This window comes from Arthrobacter sp., assembly GCF_031179985.1.
GTDB lineage: Bacteria > Actinomycetota > Actinomycetes > Actinomycetales > Micrococcaceae > Arthrobacter.
The window spans coordinates 1-18,636 of sequence record NZ_JAPSHJ010000020.1 but is presented as its reverse complement, the minus strand read 5'-3'; the positions used below and the strand labels follow the sequence as shown (position 1 = coordinate 18,636).

17 protein-coding genes are annotated in these 18,636 nt (G+C 62.7%); 15 read left to right on the top strand and 2 right to left on the bottom strand.

Annotation, left to right across the window (positions count from 1 at the left end):
* Position 1 precedes the first annotated feature (1 nt).
* The 8 genes from RIN13_RS11165 to RIN13_RS11130 all read left to right on the top strand — a co-directional run bounded on the left by RIN13_RS11165 (position 2) and on the right by RIN13_RS11130 (position 9,118).
* Positions 2-2,608 (top strand): DUF4118 domain-containing protein, encoded by a 2,607-nt coding sequence (locus RIN13_RS11165; RefSeq protein ID WP_309107409.1) that lies wholly within the window; start codon positions 2-4, stop codon positions 2,606-2,608.
* Positions 2,605-3,288 carry a response regulator gene (locus RIN13_RS11160; protein WP_309107408.1) on the top strand — a complete coding sequence of 228 codons (684 nt, stop codon included), beginning with the start codon at positions 2,605-2,607 and terminating at the stop codon, positions 3,286-3,288. Before RIN13_RS11165 ends, RIN13_RS11160 begins: the two co-directional genes overlap by 4 nt.
* A gap of 134 nt (positions 3,289-3,422) precedes the next feature.
* Entirely contained in the window at positions 3,423-5,399 is a 1,977-nt protein-coding gene (locus RIN13_RS11155) for an amino acid transporter (protein ID WP_309107407.1), read from the top strand.
* Between the two features lie 53 nt (positions 5,400-5,452).
* Positions 5,453-6,847, top strand: coding sequence for a potassium transporter TrkG (locus tag RIN13_RS11150; protein WP_309107406.1), 1,395 nt, complete (start codon positions 5,453-5,455; stop codon positions 6,845-6,847).
* 87 nt (positions 6,848-6,934) lie between these two features.
* Positions 6,935-7,288 carry a PadR family transcriptional regulator gene (locus tag RIN13_RS11145; protein WP_309107405.1) on the top strand — a complete coding sequence of 118 codons (354 nt, stop codon included), beginning with the start codon at positions 6,935-6,937 and terminating at the stop codon, positions 7,286-7,288.
* Positions 7,289-7,290: 2 nt separating this feature from the next.
* The gene (locus RIN13_RS11140) at positions 7,291-7,671 is read left to right on the top strand and encodes a DUF1048 domain-containing protein (RefSeq protein ID WP_309107404.1); all 381 of its coding nucleotides are present in this window, start codon (positions 7,291-7,293) and stop codon (positions 7,669-7,671) included.
* Positions 7,668-8,510 carry an ATP-binding cassette domain-containing protein gene (locus RIN13_RS11135; RefSeq protein ID WP_309107403.1) on the top strand — a complete coding sequence of 281 codons (843 nt, stop codon included), beginning with the start codon at positions 7,668-7,670 and terminating at the stop codon, positions 8,508-8,510. The genes RIN13_RS11140 and RIN13_RS11135 overlap by 4 nt, the downstream gene beginning before the upstream one ends.
* On the top strand, positions 8,507-9,118 hold the full coding sequence (locus tag RIN13_RS11130; RefSeq protein ID WP_309107402.1) for an ABC transporter permease: 612 nt from the start codon (positions 8,507-8,509) through the stop codon (positions 9,116-9,118). Before RIN13_RS11135 ends, RIN13_RS11130 begins: the two co-directional genes overlap by 4 nt.
* Here RIN13_RS11130 and RIN13_RS11125 read toward each other — a convergent pair.
* Together RIN13_RS11125 and RIN13_RS11120 are read right to left on the bottom strand one after the other, a co-directional pair.
* Positions 9,111-9,860, bottom strand: coding sequence for an SDR family oxidoreductase (locus RIN13_RS11125; protein ID WP_309107401.1), 750 nt, complete (start codon positions 9,858-9,860; stop codon positions 9,111-9,113). The two genes, RIN13_RS11130 and RIN13_RS11125, sit on opposite strands and share 8 nt — an antisense overlap.
* A 20-nt stretch (positions 9,861-9,880) precedes the next feature.
* The gene (locus tag RIN13_RS11120) at positions 9,881-10,759 is read right to left on the bottom strand and encodes a fumarylacetoacetate hydrolase family protein (RefSeq protein ID WP_309107400.1); all 879 of its coding nucleotides are present in this window, start codon (positions 10,757-10,759) and stop codon (positions 9,881-9,883) included.
* A 204-nt stretch (positions 10,760-10,963) separates the two neighbouring features.
* On the opposite strand from RIN13_RS11120, the gene RIN13_RS11115 reads away from it, so the two are divergent.
* The 7 genes from RIN13_RS11115 (at position 10,964) to RIN13_RS11085 (ending at position 18,303) form a co-directional block, all read left to right on the top strand.
* Positions 10,964-12,358, top strand: a complete 1,395-nt coding sequence (locus tag RIN13_RS11115) for an L-fuconate dehydratase (protein WP_309107399.1) — start codon at positions 10,964-10,966, stop codon at positions 12,356-12,358.
* Entirely contained in the window at positions 12,351-12,665 is a 315-nt protein-coding gene (locus RIN13_RS11110; protein ID WP_309107398.1) for an L-rhamnose mutarotase, read from the top strand. The genes RIN13_RS11115 and RIN13_RS11110 overlap by 8 nt, the downstream gene beginning before the upstream one ends.
* Entirely contained in the window at positions 12,662-13,672 is a 1,011-nt protein-coding gene (locus RIN13_RS11105; RefSeq protein WP_309107397.1) for an aldo/keto reductase, read from the top strand. The genes RIN13_RS11110 and RIN13_RS11105 overlap by 4 nt, the downstream gene beginning before the upstream one ends.
* Entirely contained in the window at positions 13,633-14,646 is a 1,014-nt protein-coding gene (locus tag RIN13_RS11100; RefSeq protein ID WP_309107396.1) for an amidohydrolase family protein, read from the top strand. Before RIN13_RS11105 ends, RIN13_RS11100 begins: the two co-directional genes overlap by 40 nt.
* The gene (locus RIN13_RS11095) at positions 14,643-16,175 is read left to right on the top strand and encodes a sugar ABC transporter ATP-binding protein (protein WP_309107395.1); all 1,533 of its coding nucleotides are present in this window, start codon (positions 14,643-14,645) and stop codon (positions 16,173-16,175) included. Before RIN13_RS11100 ends, RIN13_RS11095 begins: the two co-directional genes overlap by 4 nt.
* Positions 16,172-17,209 carry an ABC transporter permease gene (locus RIN13_RS11090; RefSeq protein ID WP_309107394.1) on the top strand — a complete coding sequence of 346 codons (1,038 nt, stop codon included), beginning with the start codon at positions 16,172-16,174 and terminating at the stop codon, positions 17,207-17,209. The genes RIN13_RS11095 and RIN13_RS11090 overlap by 4 nt, the downstream gene beginning before the upstream one ends.
* Before the next feature lie 98 nt (positions 17,210-17,307).
* Complete coding sequence (locus tag RIN13_RS11085) at positions 17,308-18,303, top strand: ABC transporter substrate-binding protein (protein ID WP_309107393.1); 996 nt, start codon at positions 17,308-17,310, stop codon at positions 18,301-18,303.
* The last annotated feature ends 333 nt before the right edge of the window (positions 18,304-18,636 follow it).

Below are 18,636 nucleotides of genomic sequence, written 5' to 3'. Positions count from 1 at the left end.
CATGTCACGGGGCTCTCTTCGCATTTTCCTGGGCGCGGCTCCAGGCGCCGGCAAAACGTATGCCATGTTGCAGGAAGCCCACCAGCTCCTGGCCGCCGGACGGGATGTTGTGGTGGCCACCGCATATGACAAGGGCCGCCCGCAGACGCGAAAGCTTTTGTCCGGGCTGGAGGTCATACCGGCCGCTGCCGCCGGGGGAGGGGGTGTGCAACAGGATGCGCACTTCCGGGAAATGGATGTCGACGTCGTCCTGGCCCGCCATCCGGAGGTAGCAATCGTTGATGAGTACGGTCATAACAACATGCCCAAAAGCCGCAACGAAAAGCGCTGGCAGGACGTGGAGGAGCTCCTGGCCGCCGGCATTGACGTCCTTTCAACGGTGGATATCCAGCAGTTGACGTCGCTGGGCGATGTTGTGTCCGCCATAACGGAGGTTCCACGGCCGGAACAGGTGCCCGATGACGTGGTGCGGAGGGCCGACCAGATCGAGCTGGTTGATGTTTCTCCCGAGTTGTTGCGGCAGCGGTTGTCCGAAGGAAAGGTGTATCCACCGGACATGATCGACACCGCGCTCGCTAACGAGTTCAGGCTCGGAAACCTCTCGGCGCTGCGGGAGATCGCCCTCATCTGGCTTGCCGACAGGGTGGATGAAGGACTCTCGAAGTACCGGGAGGTGGAGGGCATCCGCACCAGCTGGCCCGCACGCGAACGAGTGGTTGTCGGACTCAGCGGAGGTCCCGAGGGGGAAGTGCTCGTCCGCCGCGCAGCCAGGATCCTGTCCAGGGTCAGCGGCGGGGATCTGCTGGCGGTTCATGCCCGCCGTGCGAACGGTGCTGCAACGGAATCTTGGCAGGAACTGGAAATCCAGCACCGTCTGGTCACAGAACTCGGCGGAAGTTATCACACGGTGGCCGTTGATGACCCGGCCGACGGCCTGCTGGAGTTTGCCCGCGACGTGAACGCCACCCAAATAGTGGTTGGCGTTTCCCGCGGCTTCAAAGGGTTCCTGGGCGGGGGCGTGGGCGTGGGCGCCAAGGTGGTGCGGGATTCCGGCGACATTGATGTCCACATGGTGTCGCATCCCTGGGCACCGCGGTCGCTGCGACGGCGGGTGCCCGGACTGCTGGGCCGGACCAGAACGGGCGTGGGTTTTGTCCTGGCGGTTCTTCTGCCGGTCCTGGCCACGGCGTTGATGTCCCTTGGTCCGGAGCTGAACCTTGCTACGCATGTGCTGGTCCATCTGACGGGCGTGATCGCGGTGGCGTTCATCGGAGGCCTCTGGCCGGCAGTGGTTGCAGCCATTCTGGATTCTCTCTTGATCAATTACTTTGAGACGGGTCCAGTAGGGACGTTCAGCATCGATGATCCCCAGAACCTCTTTGCCCTTGTGGTGTTCCTCGGTGTGGCAGTCGCGGTGTCATTGGTGGTGGGTGTCTCTGCCAAACGGTCGCATGAGGCCACCCTGTCCCGCGCCGAGGCCGCCACCCTTGCCGACTTGGCCAGGGGTGCACTCCTTGCCGACGACACCGTTGGGGCATTCCTTGAAAAAGTCCGTGAAACCTTCCGCGTCCGGTCGGCCGGGCTGTTCACGAGAGGGGCCGCTGCCGGCCAGGAGGAGTGGGAGTTGAAAGCGTATGCCGGCGACGCTCCGCCCCTACGTCCGGGAACCCCGGATTCGAGTGCTGAAACGACCGAGCTGGCTGATCCCTTGACTGCCATCGTCGTGTCCGGCAGAACCCTCACAGCGGGAGAGCGCCGCCTGCTGTCAGCCCACGGGGCCCATCTTCTCCTGCTGCAACAGCGGCAGGCGCTCAAGCGAAGCCTTGAGCAGACAACCAAGCTGGCCGAGGGGAACAAGATCAGGACTGCCATCTTGCGTGCCGTCAGCCATGACCTTCGGACACCGCTGGCAGGAATCAAACTGGCAGTCACCGCCCTCCAGCGGCAGCACACCCGGCTGCCCGAGGAGGTTCAGGCCGAGATGTTGCAGACGATCGACTCGTACTCGGACCGCTTGGATGCGCTCATCGGCAACTTACTGGACATGTCCAGGATATCCAGCGACGCCATCGCGCCCCACACCGCTCCGGTCACTTGGCGCGACGCCATCGAAGACTCACTACGGGGAATATCCGCGGGACGCCTGCGCGTGGAACTGGCCCCGAACATGCCGGCGGTTGACGCCGACCTGGGCATGCTGGAGCGGGTCATTGCCAACATCGTGGAGAACGCCCTCAAATACGCTCCCGACTCCGACGTCGTCATTCTGGGACCCTCGAGCGCTTCCGTAACGGGCACTGTCGATGGGCGGCCCTGCGGTGAGCTGCGGATTGTGGACCACGGCCAGGGCGTCCCGGCCGCCGACGTCATTGCCATGTTCCAGCCTTTCCAGCGCCTCGACGACGCACCGGAGGGCCTTGGGATCGGACTTGGCTTGGCCGTCGCCAAAGGTTTCACCGAAGCGATGGGCGGAACGCTGACGGCAGAACCAACCCCGGGTGGCGGGCTCACCATGATCATCCGCCTGCCCCTCTCTTCCGGCGCCGGCGCCCCTGCCGGTCCTGGGAAGATGAGCCCAACCGCCCACGAATCCAAGAGTGCCTCATGAGAACAGTCCTTGTGGTGGATGACGAACCGCAACTGCTCCGCGCACTCCAGGTCAACCTGCAGGCGGAGGGATATCAGGTCCTGGTTGCCCTCGACGGAATGACAGCCCTCCAGCACGTGGGAAACCACCATCCTGACCTCATCGTCCTTGACCTTGGACTGCCCGATATCAACGGCGTGGATGTCATCACCAAGGTCCGCCGCACGGCCGGCACGCCCATCATCGTGCTGTCCGCCAGGCATGGATCCGAGGACAAAGTACGAGCCCTGGACGCCGGGGCGGATGACTATGTCACCAAACCCTTCGGCCTCGACGAGCTCCTCGCACGGCTGCGTGTCGCGGAACGGCGCCTCACAGCATCCGACGGGGGCGAACAGGTGAGCGTCGTCGAGGCCGGTGGCTTCAGCGTTGACCTGATCAACCAGAAGGTCACCCGCGGCGGCGAAGTGGTGCGTCTGACCCCGCGGGAATGGGCCATTCTGCAGCTCCTGGTCCGCAACCCCGGCCGCCTTATCCCCCAGCAGCAGATGCTGAAAAAGATCTGGGGTCCCGCATATGGGAGTGAGACCCAATACCTGCGTGTCTACATGGGACAACTCCGCCGCAAACTGGAAGCCGATCCAGCCCGGCCCAGGCACCTGCTCACCGAAGCCGGCATGGGATACCGCTTCGAGCCCTGAAAGGGTACCTGTGTCCTGATTATTGAGGCGTAAAGGATTCATCAAAAAAATCCCCTTTCCGGAATTTCGGCTCCCTGCCGCTGGTAGTTTCGGCTCCGGTCGCGGTGCCTGGTGCGCCGCACGGAGAGGAACTTATGACCACATTGAGCAGGCCGCCGGCAGACCCCTCGGCTCCCGGGCCGGCGGGTAAGGCAGCGCTGAAGAGTTGGCTGCTGTTCGGACTCCAGGACAGCAAAGGCACTCACCAGGGACCCGGCGGCGTAACCACGAAGCTGGAAATGAAGCACCCCTGGTGGCAGGTCATGTGCCTGACTGGTGTGGACTACTTCTCCACCCTCGGCTACCAGCCGGCCATCGCTGCGCTGGCCGCTGGTGTCATCTCTCCACTCGCCACCCTCGTCCTGGTCGCTGTCACCCTCTTCGGCGCGCTGCCGGTCTACCGTCGTGTCGCCGGAGAAAGCCCTCGCGGGGAGGGGTCCATCGCAATGCTTGAGCGCCTTCTGCCACGCTGGGGCGGGAAGCTTTTCGTCCTCGTTCTCCTGGGCTTCGCTGCCACCGACTTCATGATCACCATGACACTCTCGGCCGCTGATGCCAGCGCCCACCTGATCGAGAACCCGGTCGTCCCTGACTGGCTCCACGGACAGAACGTCCTTGTCACGCTCTTCCTGCTCGCTCTCCTGGCAGCGGTGTTCCTGCGCGGATTCAAGGAAGCCATCGCCGTCGCCGTCGCCATTGTCGCCCTGTACCTGTGCCTCAATGTTGTGGTCGTGGCAGTAACGATCGTTGGCGTCATCAACCACCCCGTCGCGGTCGGCGACTGGTGGACAACCCTGTGGACCTCCCACGGCAATCCGCTGATGGCCGTCGCCGTCGCACTGATCGTTTTCCCGAAGCTCGCCCTCGGACTCTCCGGCTTCGAAACAGGCGTGGCCGTCATGCCCCAGGTCCGCGGAGACACCAATGACACCGAGGTCAACCCGACAGGGCGCATCCGCGGAACCCGACGCATGCTGACCACCGCCGCCGTGATCATGAGCTCCTTCCTCATCACCACCAGCTTCATCACAGTGGTGCTCATCCCCGCGCAGGAATTCCAGGACGGCGGCCAGGCCAACGGCCGGGCATTGGCCTACCTCGCCCATGAATACCTCGGCGTCGGATTCGGAACCGTCTATGACATCAGCACGATCGCGATCCTCTGGTTCGCCGGCGCCTCCGCCATGGCCGGACTCCTGAACCTCGTTCCCCGGTACCTGCCCCGCTACGGCATGGCACCAGGCTGGGCCAAAGCCGTCCGCCCGCTCGTACTCGTGTTCACCCTGGTCGGCTTCCTGATCACCTACCTGTTCGAGGCCGACGTCGACGCCCAAGGCGGTGCGTACGCCACCGGCGTCCTGGTGCTGATGACCTCAGCCGCCGTGGCCGTCACCCTGTCCGCGCGACGGCGGAAAGAGCGCAAACAAACGATCGGCTTCGGCGTCATCACCGTCGTGTTCCTCTACACAACAGTGGCCAACATCATTGAACGCCCCGAAGGCATCAGGATCGCCGGCATATTTATCCTGGGCATCATCGTCGTGTCCCTGCTCTCCCGGGTGCGGCGTTCCTTCGAACTGCACGCCATCCGTGTCCACTTGGACCAGGCGGCACTGGAGTTCATGTCCTCCAACCTGGACGGGCCCATCACCATCATCGCCCACGAACCCCTCCTAACGTCCGCCGAGGCGTACAGGGATAAGCTCAGGTCCGCGATCGAGGTCAGTCATCTTCCCCTCGCACACGAGGCCCTCTTCTTGGAAGTGATCGTTGACGATTCCTCCGACTTTGAAACAGAACTCCACGTCCGCGGGGTTGTCCGTCACGGATACCGGATCCTGGAAGTGCATGGCCCCGTGGTGCCCAACACCATCGCCTCCGTCCTCTTCCATATCCGTGACGCAACAGGTTTGATGCCGCACATCTACTTCCGTTGGACTGAAGGAAACCCCGTTGCGAACCTGCTGCGCTTCCTGTTCCTGGGCGAGGGCGAGATTGCCCCGGTCACCCGCGAGGTGCTGCGCGAAGCCGAACCCGACGTCACCCAACGGCCTTGGGTGCATGTGGGGTGACTCTATCTAAAAGGCATCCGGAGACCATCAGTCTGCCGAGAGTACAGAGCCACGTGTCCCGAGGTCTTCCTATCCGCCGAAGCGTATTGCGGAATCTCGCCGACGGAGGAGAGTACCTTGCGAGGGGTCTGCTTCATCCGGTCCGCCTGGTGCCGCTGGCATTTCTGGCCGTAATCATTGTGGGCGCACTTTTGCTGATGCTGCCGATGTCGCGGACCGGAGACGAGGGCGACACCTTCACCACAGCTCTTTTCACTTCTGTCTCAGCAGTCTGCGTCACGGGCTTGATCACCGTGGACACGGCAACGTTCTGGACGCCGCTCGGCCAAGGCGTAATTCTCGGACTGATCCAGGTGGGAGGGTTCGGCATCATGTCCCTGGCGACCCTGCTGGCACTCCTCGTCCGCAAGAGTATCGGCGTGCGGGGCCAGCTCGTGGCGCAATCCGAAACCCACACCCTGAACTTCGGCGACGTCCGGACGGTGCTGTTCAGGGTAGCCAAGATCATGGTCTTCTTTGAGGCTGCCACCGCCCTGATCCTGACCGCCCGCTTCTGGATCGCCTACGACGACAACCCTGCCACGGCCCTGTGGCACGGCACGTTCCACGCGGTCTCCGCATTCAACAACGCAGGCTTTGGCCTCTACAGCGACAACCTGATTGGCTTCGCCGAAGATCCCTGGATCATCGTTCCCATCTGCGCCGCCGTCATCGCCGGAGGACTCGGCTTCCCAGTCATCATCCAACTCCTCAGAGGCGAGACCAGGATCAAGGACTGGAGTATCCACCTCCGTCTGACCATCTATGGCACGCTGCTGCTGCTCGTCGCCGGTATTGCCTTGTTCGCGGCCTTCGAATGGAACCGCCCGGAGACCCTCGGCCCGCTGAGTTTCGGAGGAAAGCTGCTCAGTTCACTGGCCGGGGGCGTGTTCCCCCGAACCGCCGGTTTCAACAGCATCGACTACGGCGCAGCTACACCGGAAACATTAATGGTCACCAACGTTCTGATGTTCATCGGCGGCGGCAGCGCAGGGACAGCCGGCGGCATCAAAGTCACTACATTCCTGGTGCTCGGCTTCGCGATCTGGAACGAAATCCGGGGCCGCGACCAGGTCACCATCGCACACCGGTCGATCAGCTCATCCTCACAACGGCAGGCGCTCGCTGTTGCCCTACTCGGTGTGGCAGCGGTGGTCACGGGCACCATGCTGCTCCTGATGTTCACCGACTACAGCCTCGAAAAAGTGCTGTTCGAATCGATCTCAGCATTCGGCACCGTCGGCCTGAGCACCGGAATCACCTACAACCTGCCACCCAGCGCCGAATGGGTACTGATCGTCCTCATGTACACAGGCCGCATCGGCACCATCACGGTCGCCTCAGCCATAGCGCTCTCCTCCCGCCCCAGGCTCTACCGACTGCCGGAAGAACGGCCCATCATCGGTTAAGCCCGTAAATCTCCCCTTGCCAGACCGCTATTCAGTGTTACTATCTAGTGGTAGTCAGTAACACTGAGTAGCTGTAGAGAGGCTTCCATGGGCAAGCAGATGACCGAGATGCTCAAGGGCACACTGGAAGGCATCGTCCTCGCGATCCTGGCCGTGCAGCCGGCATACGGATACGAGATCACGGCACGGCTGCGTGAGCAGGGCTTCTCCGACATTGTCGAGGGAACCGTCTACGCGCTGCTCGTCAGGATCGAGCAGCGCGGCCTCGTTGACGTCGCGAAAATCCCGTCCGAGAAGGGGCCGCCGCGCAAGGTCTATTCGCTGAATGCGCTGGGCGGCGACTACCTCGAAGAGTTCTGGAGGAGTTGGCGCTTCCTCGAACAGCGGATCGAACAGCTCCACCACCACATTGAGCACGCGCAGAAACAAGGAGAGAAATAACCATGGCAGCAAAGTGGATTGAAGCCCTCACCGGATCGCTCGAGCAGAAGAAGCAGTACAGGCAGTACAAGGCCCGCATCGAGGCGCTCCCCGAGCCATACCGCGCCGCCGCGAAGGCATTCGAGCGTTACTTCATGTACTACGGCGGAGTCACCGATGGCGAGACCATCATCAGGATGTTCGGCGATTTCGCCGACCTCTGGGAGCGGGCCGCCGTCGACGGAACGCCGGTTCGCAGCATCGTGGGCGAGGACCCGGTGGAGTTCGCCGAAACTTTCACCCAGGCCTACGGCGGCACTCGGTGGATCGATAAGGAGCGCGCCCGCTTGATGAAGGCGATCGACGCCGCTAGCACTCAGAACGGGAAGGAGACCACAGCATGACCACCAGCCAGGCCCTCGAACCGGCGATCAGAGTCGAGAGCATCGAGAAGTCATTCAAGGACCTGCACGTGCTGCGGTGGGTCGACTTCGACGTGCGGGCGGGGAGCATCTTCGCGTTGCTCGGCTCGAACGGTGCGGGCAAGACCACGCTGGTGCGGATCCTCTCGACGCTGCTGAAGGCCGACGCTGGTACCGCCACAGTCCATGGCTTCGACGTCGCAGCGACACCCGGTGATGTGCGCGAGTCGATCAGCCTGACGGGCCAGTTCGCCGCCGTCGATGAAGTGCTCACCGGCCGGGAAAATCTGGTACTGGTCGCGAAGCTGCGTCACCTGACGAACCCGGGTGAGATCGCCGATGGCCTGCTTGCCCGCTTCTCGCTCACGGACGCAGGGAACCGCAAGGCCTCAACGTACTCAGGCGGCATGCGACGCCGACTCGACATCGCAATGAGCCTGATCGGGAACCCGCCCATCATCTTCCTGGATGAACCGACCACCGGACTTGACCCCCAGGCGCGTATCGAGGTGTGGCAGACGGTGAAGCAACTTGCCGGTCAAGGCACAACCGTGCTCCTCACTACGCAGTACCTCGACGAGGCCGAACAACTCGCCGACCGCATCGCAATCCTGCACAAAGGCAGAATCATCCAAAACGGGACCCTGAGCGAACTCAAGCAACTCCTCCCGCCCGCCAAGGTGGAATACGTCGAAAAACAACCCTCCCTTGAGGATGTCTTCCTCGCCCTCGTCGGTGGCACGGCCCCAGCCGCCGCTGGCGACGGCGACGGCAGCTCCGGAGACCACCGCACAGTCCCGGCACGAAAGGAACCACGATGAGCACCCATGTCCTCGGCGATACCGGCATCCTGACAGGCCGCTCGCTGCGCCACATCGTCCGCAGCCCCGACACGATCATCACCACGGCGGTCACCCCGATCGCGCTGATGCTGCTGTTCGTGTACGTGTTCGGCGGTGCGATCAACACCGGATCCGACGAGTCGTACCTTAACTACATGCTCCCTGGCATCCTTCTCATCACCATCGCGTCCGGCGTCGCGCTGATCATGGGATTCCGCACGGGGGCGTCGGTGGCGGCCTGGCTGGCCGTGGCCGGCATCCTGATCCTGTTCACGCTCGCCCTGACCTGGATCGCCGTGATTGCCGGGCTATCGGCGAAAACTGTCGACGGCGCGAGCGCATTCAGCTACCCGCTGATCTTCCTGCCGTTCATCAGCTCGGCGTTCGCACCCACCGAATCGATGCCAGGCCCGGTTGCATGGTTCGCGGAGAACCAGCCCGTGACTTCCATTGTGAACACCATCCGGGCGCTGTACGCCGGGGAACCCATCGGCAGTGATATCTGGATCGCCCTCGTCTGGCTCGTCGGGATTCTCGCCGTCGCCTACACCTTCGCGGCTACCATCTACCGTCGCAAGATCAGCTGAGGGGCCTGAGCCGCAGTCCCTGCATGCCGCCGTCGACCGCCAGGGCCGTGCCGGAGGTTGACCCCGAGCGGGGGCTTGCCAGGTAAGCCACAGCCTCAGCCACTTCCTCCGCCGCCACGAGCCTGCCATGCGGCTGGCGTGCGTTGAGGGCGGACCGTTCGGCTTCAGGATCGGCCGCCTGGCTCAGCAGCCGGGAGACCCAGGGGGTGTCCACTGTTCCAGGGTTCACGCAGTTCACGCGGATGCCTTCACGGATGTGGTCAGCGGCCATGGCCAGTGTCAAGGACAGGACCGCGCCTTTCGATGCCGAATAGAGGGCCCGCTGGGGGAGTCCTGCGGTGGCGGCGATGGAGCAGGTGTTGACGATGGCTGCTGCGGGCGATTGGCGCAGATGGGGGAGGGCCGTGCGGGTCACCCTGGCGATCCCCACCACGTTGATGTCCAGGACCCGGGCCCATTCGTCGTCGTCGTTCGCGGCAATGTCACCCATGGCTCCGATGCCCGCGTTGTTCACCACGATATCCAGCCGACCGAAGCGGGCGGCGACGCTTTCGACGGCGGTCCGCACGGAAGCGTCATCCGCAACATTGCATTCAATCCCGAAGTGCGGCGTGCCGTAAGGGTTCAGGTCCAGCACCGCTACTTGGGCGCCGCCAGCCGCGAGCCTGTCCGCGACTGCCGCCCCGATGCCAGACGCTCCTCCGGTGACGAGGGCCACCAGGCCTTCAAATTCGCTGTTCACTTCACTGTTTCCTAACGTCGTCACTGCGCTGCTCCCTGCCGGTAAAACTCCTGGCGCTGCCGGCCGAGTCCTTCTATATCGAGCTCCACTACGTCCCCCGGCTGGATGTACGGGAAGCGACCCGACAACGCCACTCCTTCAGGAGTGCCGGTGAGGATCACGTCGCCCGGCTCCAGCAGCATGTACTGGCTGACATGGTGCACCAAGGTAGCCACGTCAAATATCAGATCCGCTGTTGAAGAATCCTGGCGGACGTCACCGTTGACCAGGGACCGCAACCTCAGCTGGCCCGGATCGATCTCATCCGCAGGAACAAGCCAGGGGCCAAGCGGTGTGGAAGCCGGCAGGGATTTGCCCTTGGTCCATTGACCGGCCGCGCCGGGCAGCTGATAGTCGCGCTCGGAAAGATCGTTGGCAATTACATATCCTGCGACGTAGTCCATGGCCTCGGCGGGGTCAGCAAGGTAACTGGCCTCCCGGCCGATGACCACTCCCAGTTCAACCTCCCAGTCGTATTTTTTGGACGACGGCGGGATGGGGGCGGCGTCAAATGGTCCGCTGATGGTGTTTGACGGCTTGAGGAACACCACTGGAATCTCTGGCGGCGCCGCACCTGATTCGGCAGCATGGGCAGCGTAGTTCATGCCGATGCAGACGATGGCCCCGGGACGGGCGACCGGCGCTCCGACCCGAAGGCCAGCTGCTGAAACCTCCGGCAAAGTCCCTGCATCGAGGGCCTGCCGAGTGCGGGAGATGCCCTGGTTTGCCAGGAAGACGCCGTCGACGTCGCGGGTCAGTGTTGCCAGGCTGAAGTATTTTTCGTCCCCGTTGGCGTCAGTGGTGACCACTGCCGGCTTTTCTTTTCCGCGTTCGCCCAAACGGGCCAGCTTGATATTCATGATCTCCTCTGACTTTGGCGCAAGGTATGCCGCTAACATCCGAGCTTTTGCTGCGGGCCTCCCCTAATACTACGCATAAGTTACCCATTGACAAGTGAAACATCGGATGTTTAGGTTAATCCCAGATTCCCGACCCGGCAGCTTCGTGATGTGCCCGGTCGGCCACGAAGCGCCCCTTCCGGCCGCTGCACAGTCAGGAGCATTATGAGCGTCATAACGGCGGTAGAAACCTTTGATATCCGCTTCCCCACGTCCCAGGAACTGGACGGTTCCGACGCGATGAATCCGGATCCCGATTACTCCGCGGCCTACCTGATCATCAGCACAGATGCGGGCGATGACCTGGAGGGACACGGCTTTGTGTTCACCATCGGGCGCGGCAATGAAGTCGAGGCTGCAGCCATCGACGCATTGCGCCCCCACATTCTGGGCCGGAACGTCGAAGACCTGCTGGCGGACATGGGCGGTACCTGGAACCTCCTGGTCCACGACTCCCAACTGCGGTGGCTGGGCCCGGAAAAAGGCGTGATGCACATGGCAATCGGCGCCGTGGTGAATGCCCTGTGGGACCTGAAGGCCAAGCGTGCGGGGCTTCCGCTGTGGGAGTTGCTGGCATCCTTGAGCCCGGAGGAGATCGTGGCCCTGGTTGACTTCCGTTACCTCAGTGATGCGCTGACCCCGGAGGAAGCGCTGGAGATACTTCACCGCGCCGAGCCGGGCCGCGCCGAACGGCATGCCAGGCTCCTAGCCGAGGGCTACGCTGGCTACACCACAACACCGGGATGGCTGGGGTACAGCGACGAGAAGCTCGCACGCCTGGCCAAGGAAGCTGTTGCGGACGGCTTCACGCAGATCAAGCTCAAAGTGGGCGCCTCGCTGGAGGATGACATCCGGCGTGTCCGTGTAGCCCGCGAGGCCGTAGGTTCTGACATCAAGATTGCTGTCGACGCCAACCAGCGGTGGGACGTTCAGGAAGCCATTGACTGGATGGCACATCTGGCTCCCTACGACATCGCGTGGATTGAAGAACCTACCAGCCCGGACGACATCCTGGGACACGCCGCTATAGCGCGCGGTGTGGCACCAATCCCGGTTGCCACCGGTGAGCACGTGCAGAACCGGGTCATGTTCAAGCAGCTTCTGCAGGCACGTGCCATCGAAGTGCTTCAGCTTGACGCGGCCCGGGTGGCGGGCGTCAACGAGAACATCGCTATTTTGCTGCTCGCCGCGAAGTTCGGCATCCGTGTTTGTCCGCATGCCGGCGGGGTCGGTCTTTGTGAGGCCGTTCAGCATATTTCAATGTTCGATTTCATTGCTGTCTCCGGAGAAAAGGACGACCGTATGATTGAGTTTGTGGACCACCTCCACGAGCATTTCATCACCCCCGTGGACGTCCGCGGAGGCTGCTACTGGCCGCCCTCAGCACCCGGGGCCGGCGCCGAAATGCACCGGCAGACATTGACTGCCTTCAGCTTCCCCGACGGCGGAACCTGGAGCGGCACCGCAGCGGACGTTCACCAGCCTGCCGGCCACCAGACCACCGATCCCCTGTCGCCCGAGCGGGAGCTGGCACTCAACGAGGCGTCGGCTGATGCCTGAGACCATCGTCCTGCACACCAAGCTGAAGCCGGGAGCAGCGCAGGCCTATGCCGACGCGCACGCCGCCATCCCCGCCGAGCTGGTCACTGCCTTGAAGGATGCCGGCGTCGCCAACTGGCGCATCTGGCGCAGCGGCCTGGAACTGATTCACGTGGTGGAAGTAGAGGACTACAAGGCTATGCGCAAAGCCCTTGCCCAGCACCCGGTCAACCTCGCCTGGCAAGCCCGCATGGCCGAGTTGCTGGAGATCGAAGACGATTACAGCGGCAACGATTCAGGTGTTCCGCTGGTCTGGGAACTGCCATGAGCGCACAGACTTCCAGTGACGCGCGCAGCCTGCAACCTGGCACCCTCCAACTCGGCAGGCTGGGCTACGGCGCTGCCGGGCTCGGCAATCTCTACCGTGCCATGTCCGACAGCACGTCCTCAGCGATCACAGAAGCCGCCTGGGACGCCGGCATCAGATACTTCGATACGGCCCCGCACTATGGCCTGGGCCTGTCCGAACACCGTCTCGGTGCTTTTCTCCAGGGCAAGCCCAGGCAGGAATTTGTCATCTCCACCAAGGTTGGACGCCTCCTTGTACCCAAGCAGGGTGTGACCGCTGGTGACATCGATGGAGTCAGCCCACGCGATCCGGAAGGATTCGACGTGCCTGCCGCCAGCCGCCGCGTCTGGGACTTCACCGAGCGGGGTATCCGGCAAAGCATCGAGGAATCGCTGGAACGCCTGGGCCTGAATTATCTGGACATCGCCTACCTTCACGATGCAGACATCCATGACCTCGCCGGAGGCATCAGTGACGGACTTCCCGCCCTGGAAAAGCTGCGCTCCGAAGGGCTCGTGCGCGGCATCGGCGTCGGAATCAACTCAGCCGAAGCCGCCCTTCACTGCGTCGAGGCGGTTGACCTGGACCTCGTGATGCTGGCCGGCCGGTACACCCTTCTTGAGCAGCCCCAGGTGCCGCTCTTGGCGCGATGCGTAGAGAAAGGTACAGGCGTGGTCAACGTCGGAGCTTACAATTCCGGATTGCTGGCCCGCCAGGACGTTCCCGACGACGCCCATTACAACTACGGACAGGCACCGCACGAGCTACTGGAACGCGCCCGCCTACTGGCAGCGATCTGCGCCAGTTACGGCGTAGAGCTTCCGACGGCGGCGCTCCAGTTTGGTCTTCGGCACCCCGCGGTAGTCAATGTGACGGTTGGGGCAACGTCCCCGGAGCAGATCCGCGACAGCGCCAGCCGGATGGAAGAAGTGGTTCCGGAGGAACTGTGGACGGAACTTTCACAGCGGAAGTTGATCCCGGCATGATCGACTCACATCTCCATTTGTGGGAACTGCCGCCTGTCCCCGAGCAGCCAACCGAGCCGGGAGCGCCGCGGCGTCCGTACTCATGGCTCGGTCCTCAGCATGGTTCGCTCTTCCGCAGCTATGGCGAAGCAGAGGCACAGGGAACCCTGGTTGACGCCGGTGTCAGCGGAGCGGTGCTGGTGCAGGCGGACGACGCCATCTCTGACACAGAATTTATGCTGGCCGCGGCTCACCGCAACGACTGGGTGCTCGCCGTCGTCGGCTGGATACCTTTGGAACAGCCTGAGCAGGCAGAGGCCGCGCTGGAACGGCTGGGCCAGAACCCTAAGTTCCGCGGTGTCCGCCACCTGGTCCACAACGACCCGCGGGATAACTTCCTGGAGCTGCCTGAGGTGAGGGAATCGCTGAAGCTGCTGTCCGCCAAGGGACTGACACTGGACGTCCCGGACGCCTATCCCCGGCACCTCCAGCGTGCCGTTGACCTTGCCAGGGACCTTCCTGAACTCACCGTGGTGCTGGATCACCTGGGCAAACCGCCACTCTCAGGCACCGTCACCTCCGGCGGCAACGGGTCGTGCGGTGAGTTGGAGCGCTGGCGCCGCGAATTCCGGGCTCTGGCTGAACTGCCTAACACCGTGGCCAAGGTCTCCGGCCTGCACCTGCCAGGACTGGAGTACACGGCGAAGGCGCTGCGTCCCCTTTGGGAAGAGGCACTCGAAGCTTTTGGACCCGAGAGGCTGATGATCGGCATGGATTGGCCGGTCAGCACGCTCGGAGCGCCCTACCGCCGCACAGTGGAGGTGCTGCTCGAACTGGCTGCCGACCTGGGTCCCGCGGAGCGGCACGCTTTCCTCGAAGGAACAGCGGTCCGTACTTATGGACTGGAAAACTCCGGGCTGCCTGCATCGTCAGCGGACGGAACCACCCCGGAAACGGAATCAACCATAACCAAGCAGGACGAGGTGAAAGCATGACGGCGGATCAGACACCACTGTTGTCGGTGCACGGCGTGGAGAAGAGCTTCCCCGGTGTCAGGGCACTGCACAACATGCATTTGGACCTTCGGCGCGGTGAAGTGCTCGCTCTTGTGGGCGAAAACGGTGCAGGCAAGTCCACCTTGATGAAGCTGCTTTCCGGCATCTACGTCCCGGATGAGGGAACCTTTGAACTCAACGGTGTGGCCTTTACGCCAGCCGGACCAAAGCATGCCCAGGAGCTGGGCATCAGCATCATCCATCAGGAGTTCAACCTGATGGCCGACCTGACCGTCTCGCAGAATATCTACATCGGCCGGGAACCCCGCCGCTTTGGAATGCTCAGTGAGCGGGCACTGAACCGGAAGACCCAGGATCTGTTCGACCGGATGAGCCTCAAGCTGGATCCAAGGGAGCGCTGCGGTGATCTGACGGTGGCCAAACAGCAGATGGTAGAGATCGCCAAGGCCCTGAGTCATGACTCCAAGGTGATCATCATGGATGAGCCCACCGCGGCCCTGAACGATGCCGAAGTGGCCACCCTGCATGAACTGATCCGCGGATTTGTCTCGCCGGAGACGGGAGTCATCTACATTTCACACCGAATGGATGAGCTCAAGCAGATCTCCCAGCGCGTTACCGTTATCCGCGACGGCGAGTACGTGGACACTGTGGACACCGAAAAAACCAGCATGCAGGAGGTCATCTCGCTGATGGTGGGACGTTCGATTTCCGGTGACCAGCGCCCGCCGGCCGACGCAGCAGACCGCGCGGACGACGTCGTACTTTCGGTTGAAGGGCTCACTACCCCTTCCCTGCTGAAGAGTGTCAGCTTCGCGCTGCGCAGGGGCGAGATCCTGGGATTTGCCGGACTCATGGGTGCCGGACGCACCGAAGTTGCCAGGGCCCTGGTGGGCGCGGACAAGGCCAGCTTCGAACACCTCAAAGTGAACGGGGCCGACGTCCAGGTTCCCAACCCGGCCGTAGCGGCGAAGCTGGGCATCGGCTACCTCTCTGAGGACAGAAAGCATCTGGGCCTCATGCTGGAGCGCGACGTGAAGGAAAACATCATGCTCTCCTCGCTCGTGGAGAACTCTGCGGGCGGCTTTATCAAGGACGCTGCTTTGCGCCGCACCGCCGACGAATACGCCCGCAAGCTCCGGATCAAGACGCCGTCCATCAGGCAGCTTGCCCGGAACCTCTCGGGCGGCAACCAGCAGAAGGTAGTCATCGCAAAATGGCTCGTCAAGGACTGTGACATCCTCATCTTCGATGAGCCCACCAGGGGCATCGACGTCGGAGCCAAGGACGAGATCTACAAGCTCCTCAACGAACTTGCGGGCGAAGGCAAGGCGATCATCATGATCTCCTCCGAACTGCCCGAAGTCCTCCGCCTGTCCCACCGGATCGCCGTTATGTGCGAAGGGCGGATCACCGGCTTCCTCAATAATGCAGAAGCCACCCAGGAAAACATCATGGAACTTGCCACCCGGCGCGTCTCCATCACCACAGGAGCACCAACCTCATGAGCATTGTAGAAACCCCCACACCGAAAGAATCCAAGGTGTTGACGGCGCCGTCTTCACCGCCACGCGCCCAAGGCCTCTCCCTGCGGCTCCGCTCGTCCCTGCAGCAGCTCCTGGCCTTCGGCTCGCTGATTGTCCTGGTGGTCTTCTTCGGCGTCATGAACGCCCGGTTCCTGCTGCCGGGCAACCTCTCGGACATCCTGCTTTCCACGGTGGTCATCGGGCTCCTTGCCCTCGGTGCGACCTTCGTCATCGTCACTGGCGGCATCGATCTCTCCGTGGGCACCGGCATGAGCCTGTGTTCTGTGATGGTTGGCGTCGTGCTGACCTATCTGGGCCTGCCGATATGGGCCGGTATTGTGGGCGGCATCCTGATGGGAGCAGTTATCGGGGCCGTAAATGGCTTCCTCATTTCCTTCCTGAAAATCCCCCCATTCATTGCAACCTTGGCCACCATGCTCGTCTGCCAGGGGATGGCGCTGGTGGTTTCGGGAACCAAGCCCATCTATTTCACAGGTACCGAGGGTTTTGCCAACCTCGCCCTTGGCAAACCCATTGCCGGGCTGGTCATTCCCAATGCTGTCTTCATTTTCTTCGGAGCGGCGGCACTGGCCGGCGTGGTCATGAGCAAGACCCTGCTGGGCCGCTACACCTTCTCCATCGGCTCCAACGAGGAAGCGACGGCGCTCTCGGGCATCAACGTCCGCAGCTGGAAGCTCTGGATCTACACCGCCGCAGGAGCCTTCACCGGGCTGGCCGGCGTGATCATCGCGGCGAGGCTCAACTCAGCACAGCCAGGACAGGGCATGGGGTATGAACTCCAGGCGATCGCCGCCGTTGTGATCGGTGGGACGTCCTTGGCCGGAGGCAAAGGCTCCATCGTCGGCACGGTTATTGGTGCCCTCATTATGTCCGTCCTCACCAACGGCCTCCGCGTCATCTCGGTGCCGCAGGAGTGGCAGAACGTGGCCATCGGCGTTGTGATCCTGGTGGCTGTCTACCTGGACATGCTTCGCCGGAAGGAGGCAGCCAAGTAGCGTCTTCAGCCGGTCCGATGCGGACCTCCCTCCAGCATCATCCCCTCTTTCCCACCCTCTCTTCCTTTCCAATGAGAAAAACAACGGAGTTTTCATCCATGAACAAGTCAACTTTCGACCGGCGCAGTTTCCTTACCCTGTCCGGTCTGGCCCTCGGTGTTGTAGCCATCGCCGGCTGCGAGGCCCCTGCCGGAACCCCCGGCGCTTCTCCCGCCGACGGAGCAAAGCCCTATATCGCCATCGTTTCCAAAGGCTTCCAGCACCAGTTCTGGCAGGCCGTGAAGCAGGGCGCGGACAAGGCAGCAGCAGAGCTCGACGTCGAAATCACCTTTGAAGGTCCCAACACCGAAAAGGACGTGGACCAGCAGATCCAGATGCTGACGACCGCTCTGGGCAAGTCACCAGCCGCCATTGGCTTCGCCGCCCTGGACTCCCAGGCAGCCACCCCGTTGCTGGAGCAGGCCAAGAGCAAGAACATTCCCGTGGTTGCCTTTGACTCCGGGGTTGAATCCGACATTCCGGTGACCACCGCCTCAACGGACAACAAGGCTGCTGCGGCCGAGGCCGCCAAGCACCTCGCGGAGCTCATCGGCGGGAGCGGCGACATTGCCATCATCGGCCACGACCAGACCTCCAAGTCCGGTACCGACCGCCGGGACGGCTTCAAGGAATACATCGAAAAGAACCACCCGAACATCAAGATCGTGGCCATCCAGTACGCCGGTGGCGATCAGCTCCTTTCGGCCGATGCGGCTAAGGCCATTGTCACGGCCAACCCCAACCTCAAGGGCATGTACGGCACCAATGAGGGTTCGGCGATCGGCGTCGTCAAGGCGGTTGAAGAACTCGGCCTCAAGGGCAAGCTGACCATCGTCGGTTTCGACTCAGGCAAGGCCCAGATCGATGCCATCCGGTCCGGCCTCATGGCTGGCGCCGTCACGCAGAACCCGGTCGGAATCGGCTACGAAACAGTGAAGGCTGCCGTAGCCGCCATCAAGGGCGAAAAACTGGAGAAGATCATCGACACCGGCTTCTACTGGTACGACGCCAAGAACATCGATTCGGACGAGATCAAGCCGAACCTCTACCAGTAGCGGTTCACTTCCTCTTCCCTGTGCGGCAACGGCCGCCCATCCTCGGATGGGCGGCCGTTGCCGTCCTTTGCCTTGCTGGGCAGACGAAAGCGGCGCCCGGCGGGTTATCCCGGGCGCCGCTTCCTGGTCTCAGTTCTCGGTCTCAGCGAGAGCTGTACCTCTTATTGAATTGGCCGGCGACGTACCTTGCTGACCGTCATGGCAGCTCCGCCGAGGAGGAAGAGCACGAGCGCGCCGAGGGCGAGCGGTGCTGCGTCCAGCCCGGTGTTGGCCAGGTTGCCGGCGACGTTCACTGCAGACGCCGGTGCCTGTGCGGCGAGCTTGACCGTGGAG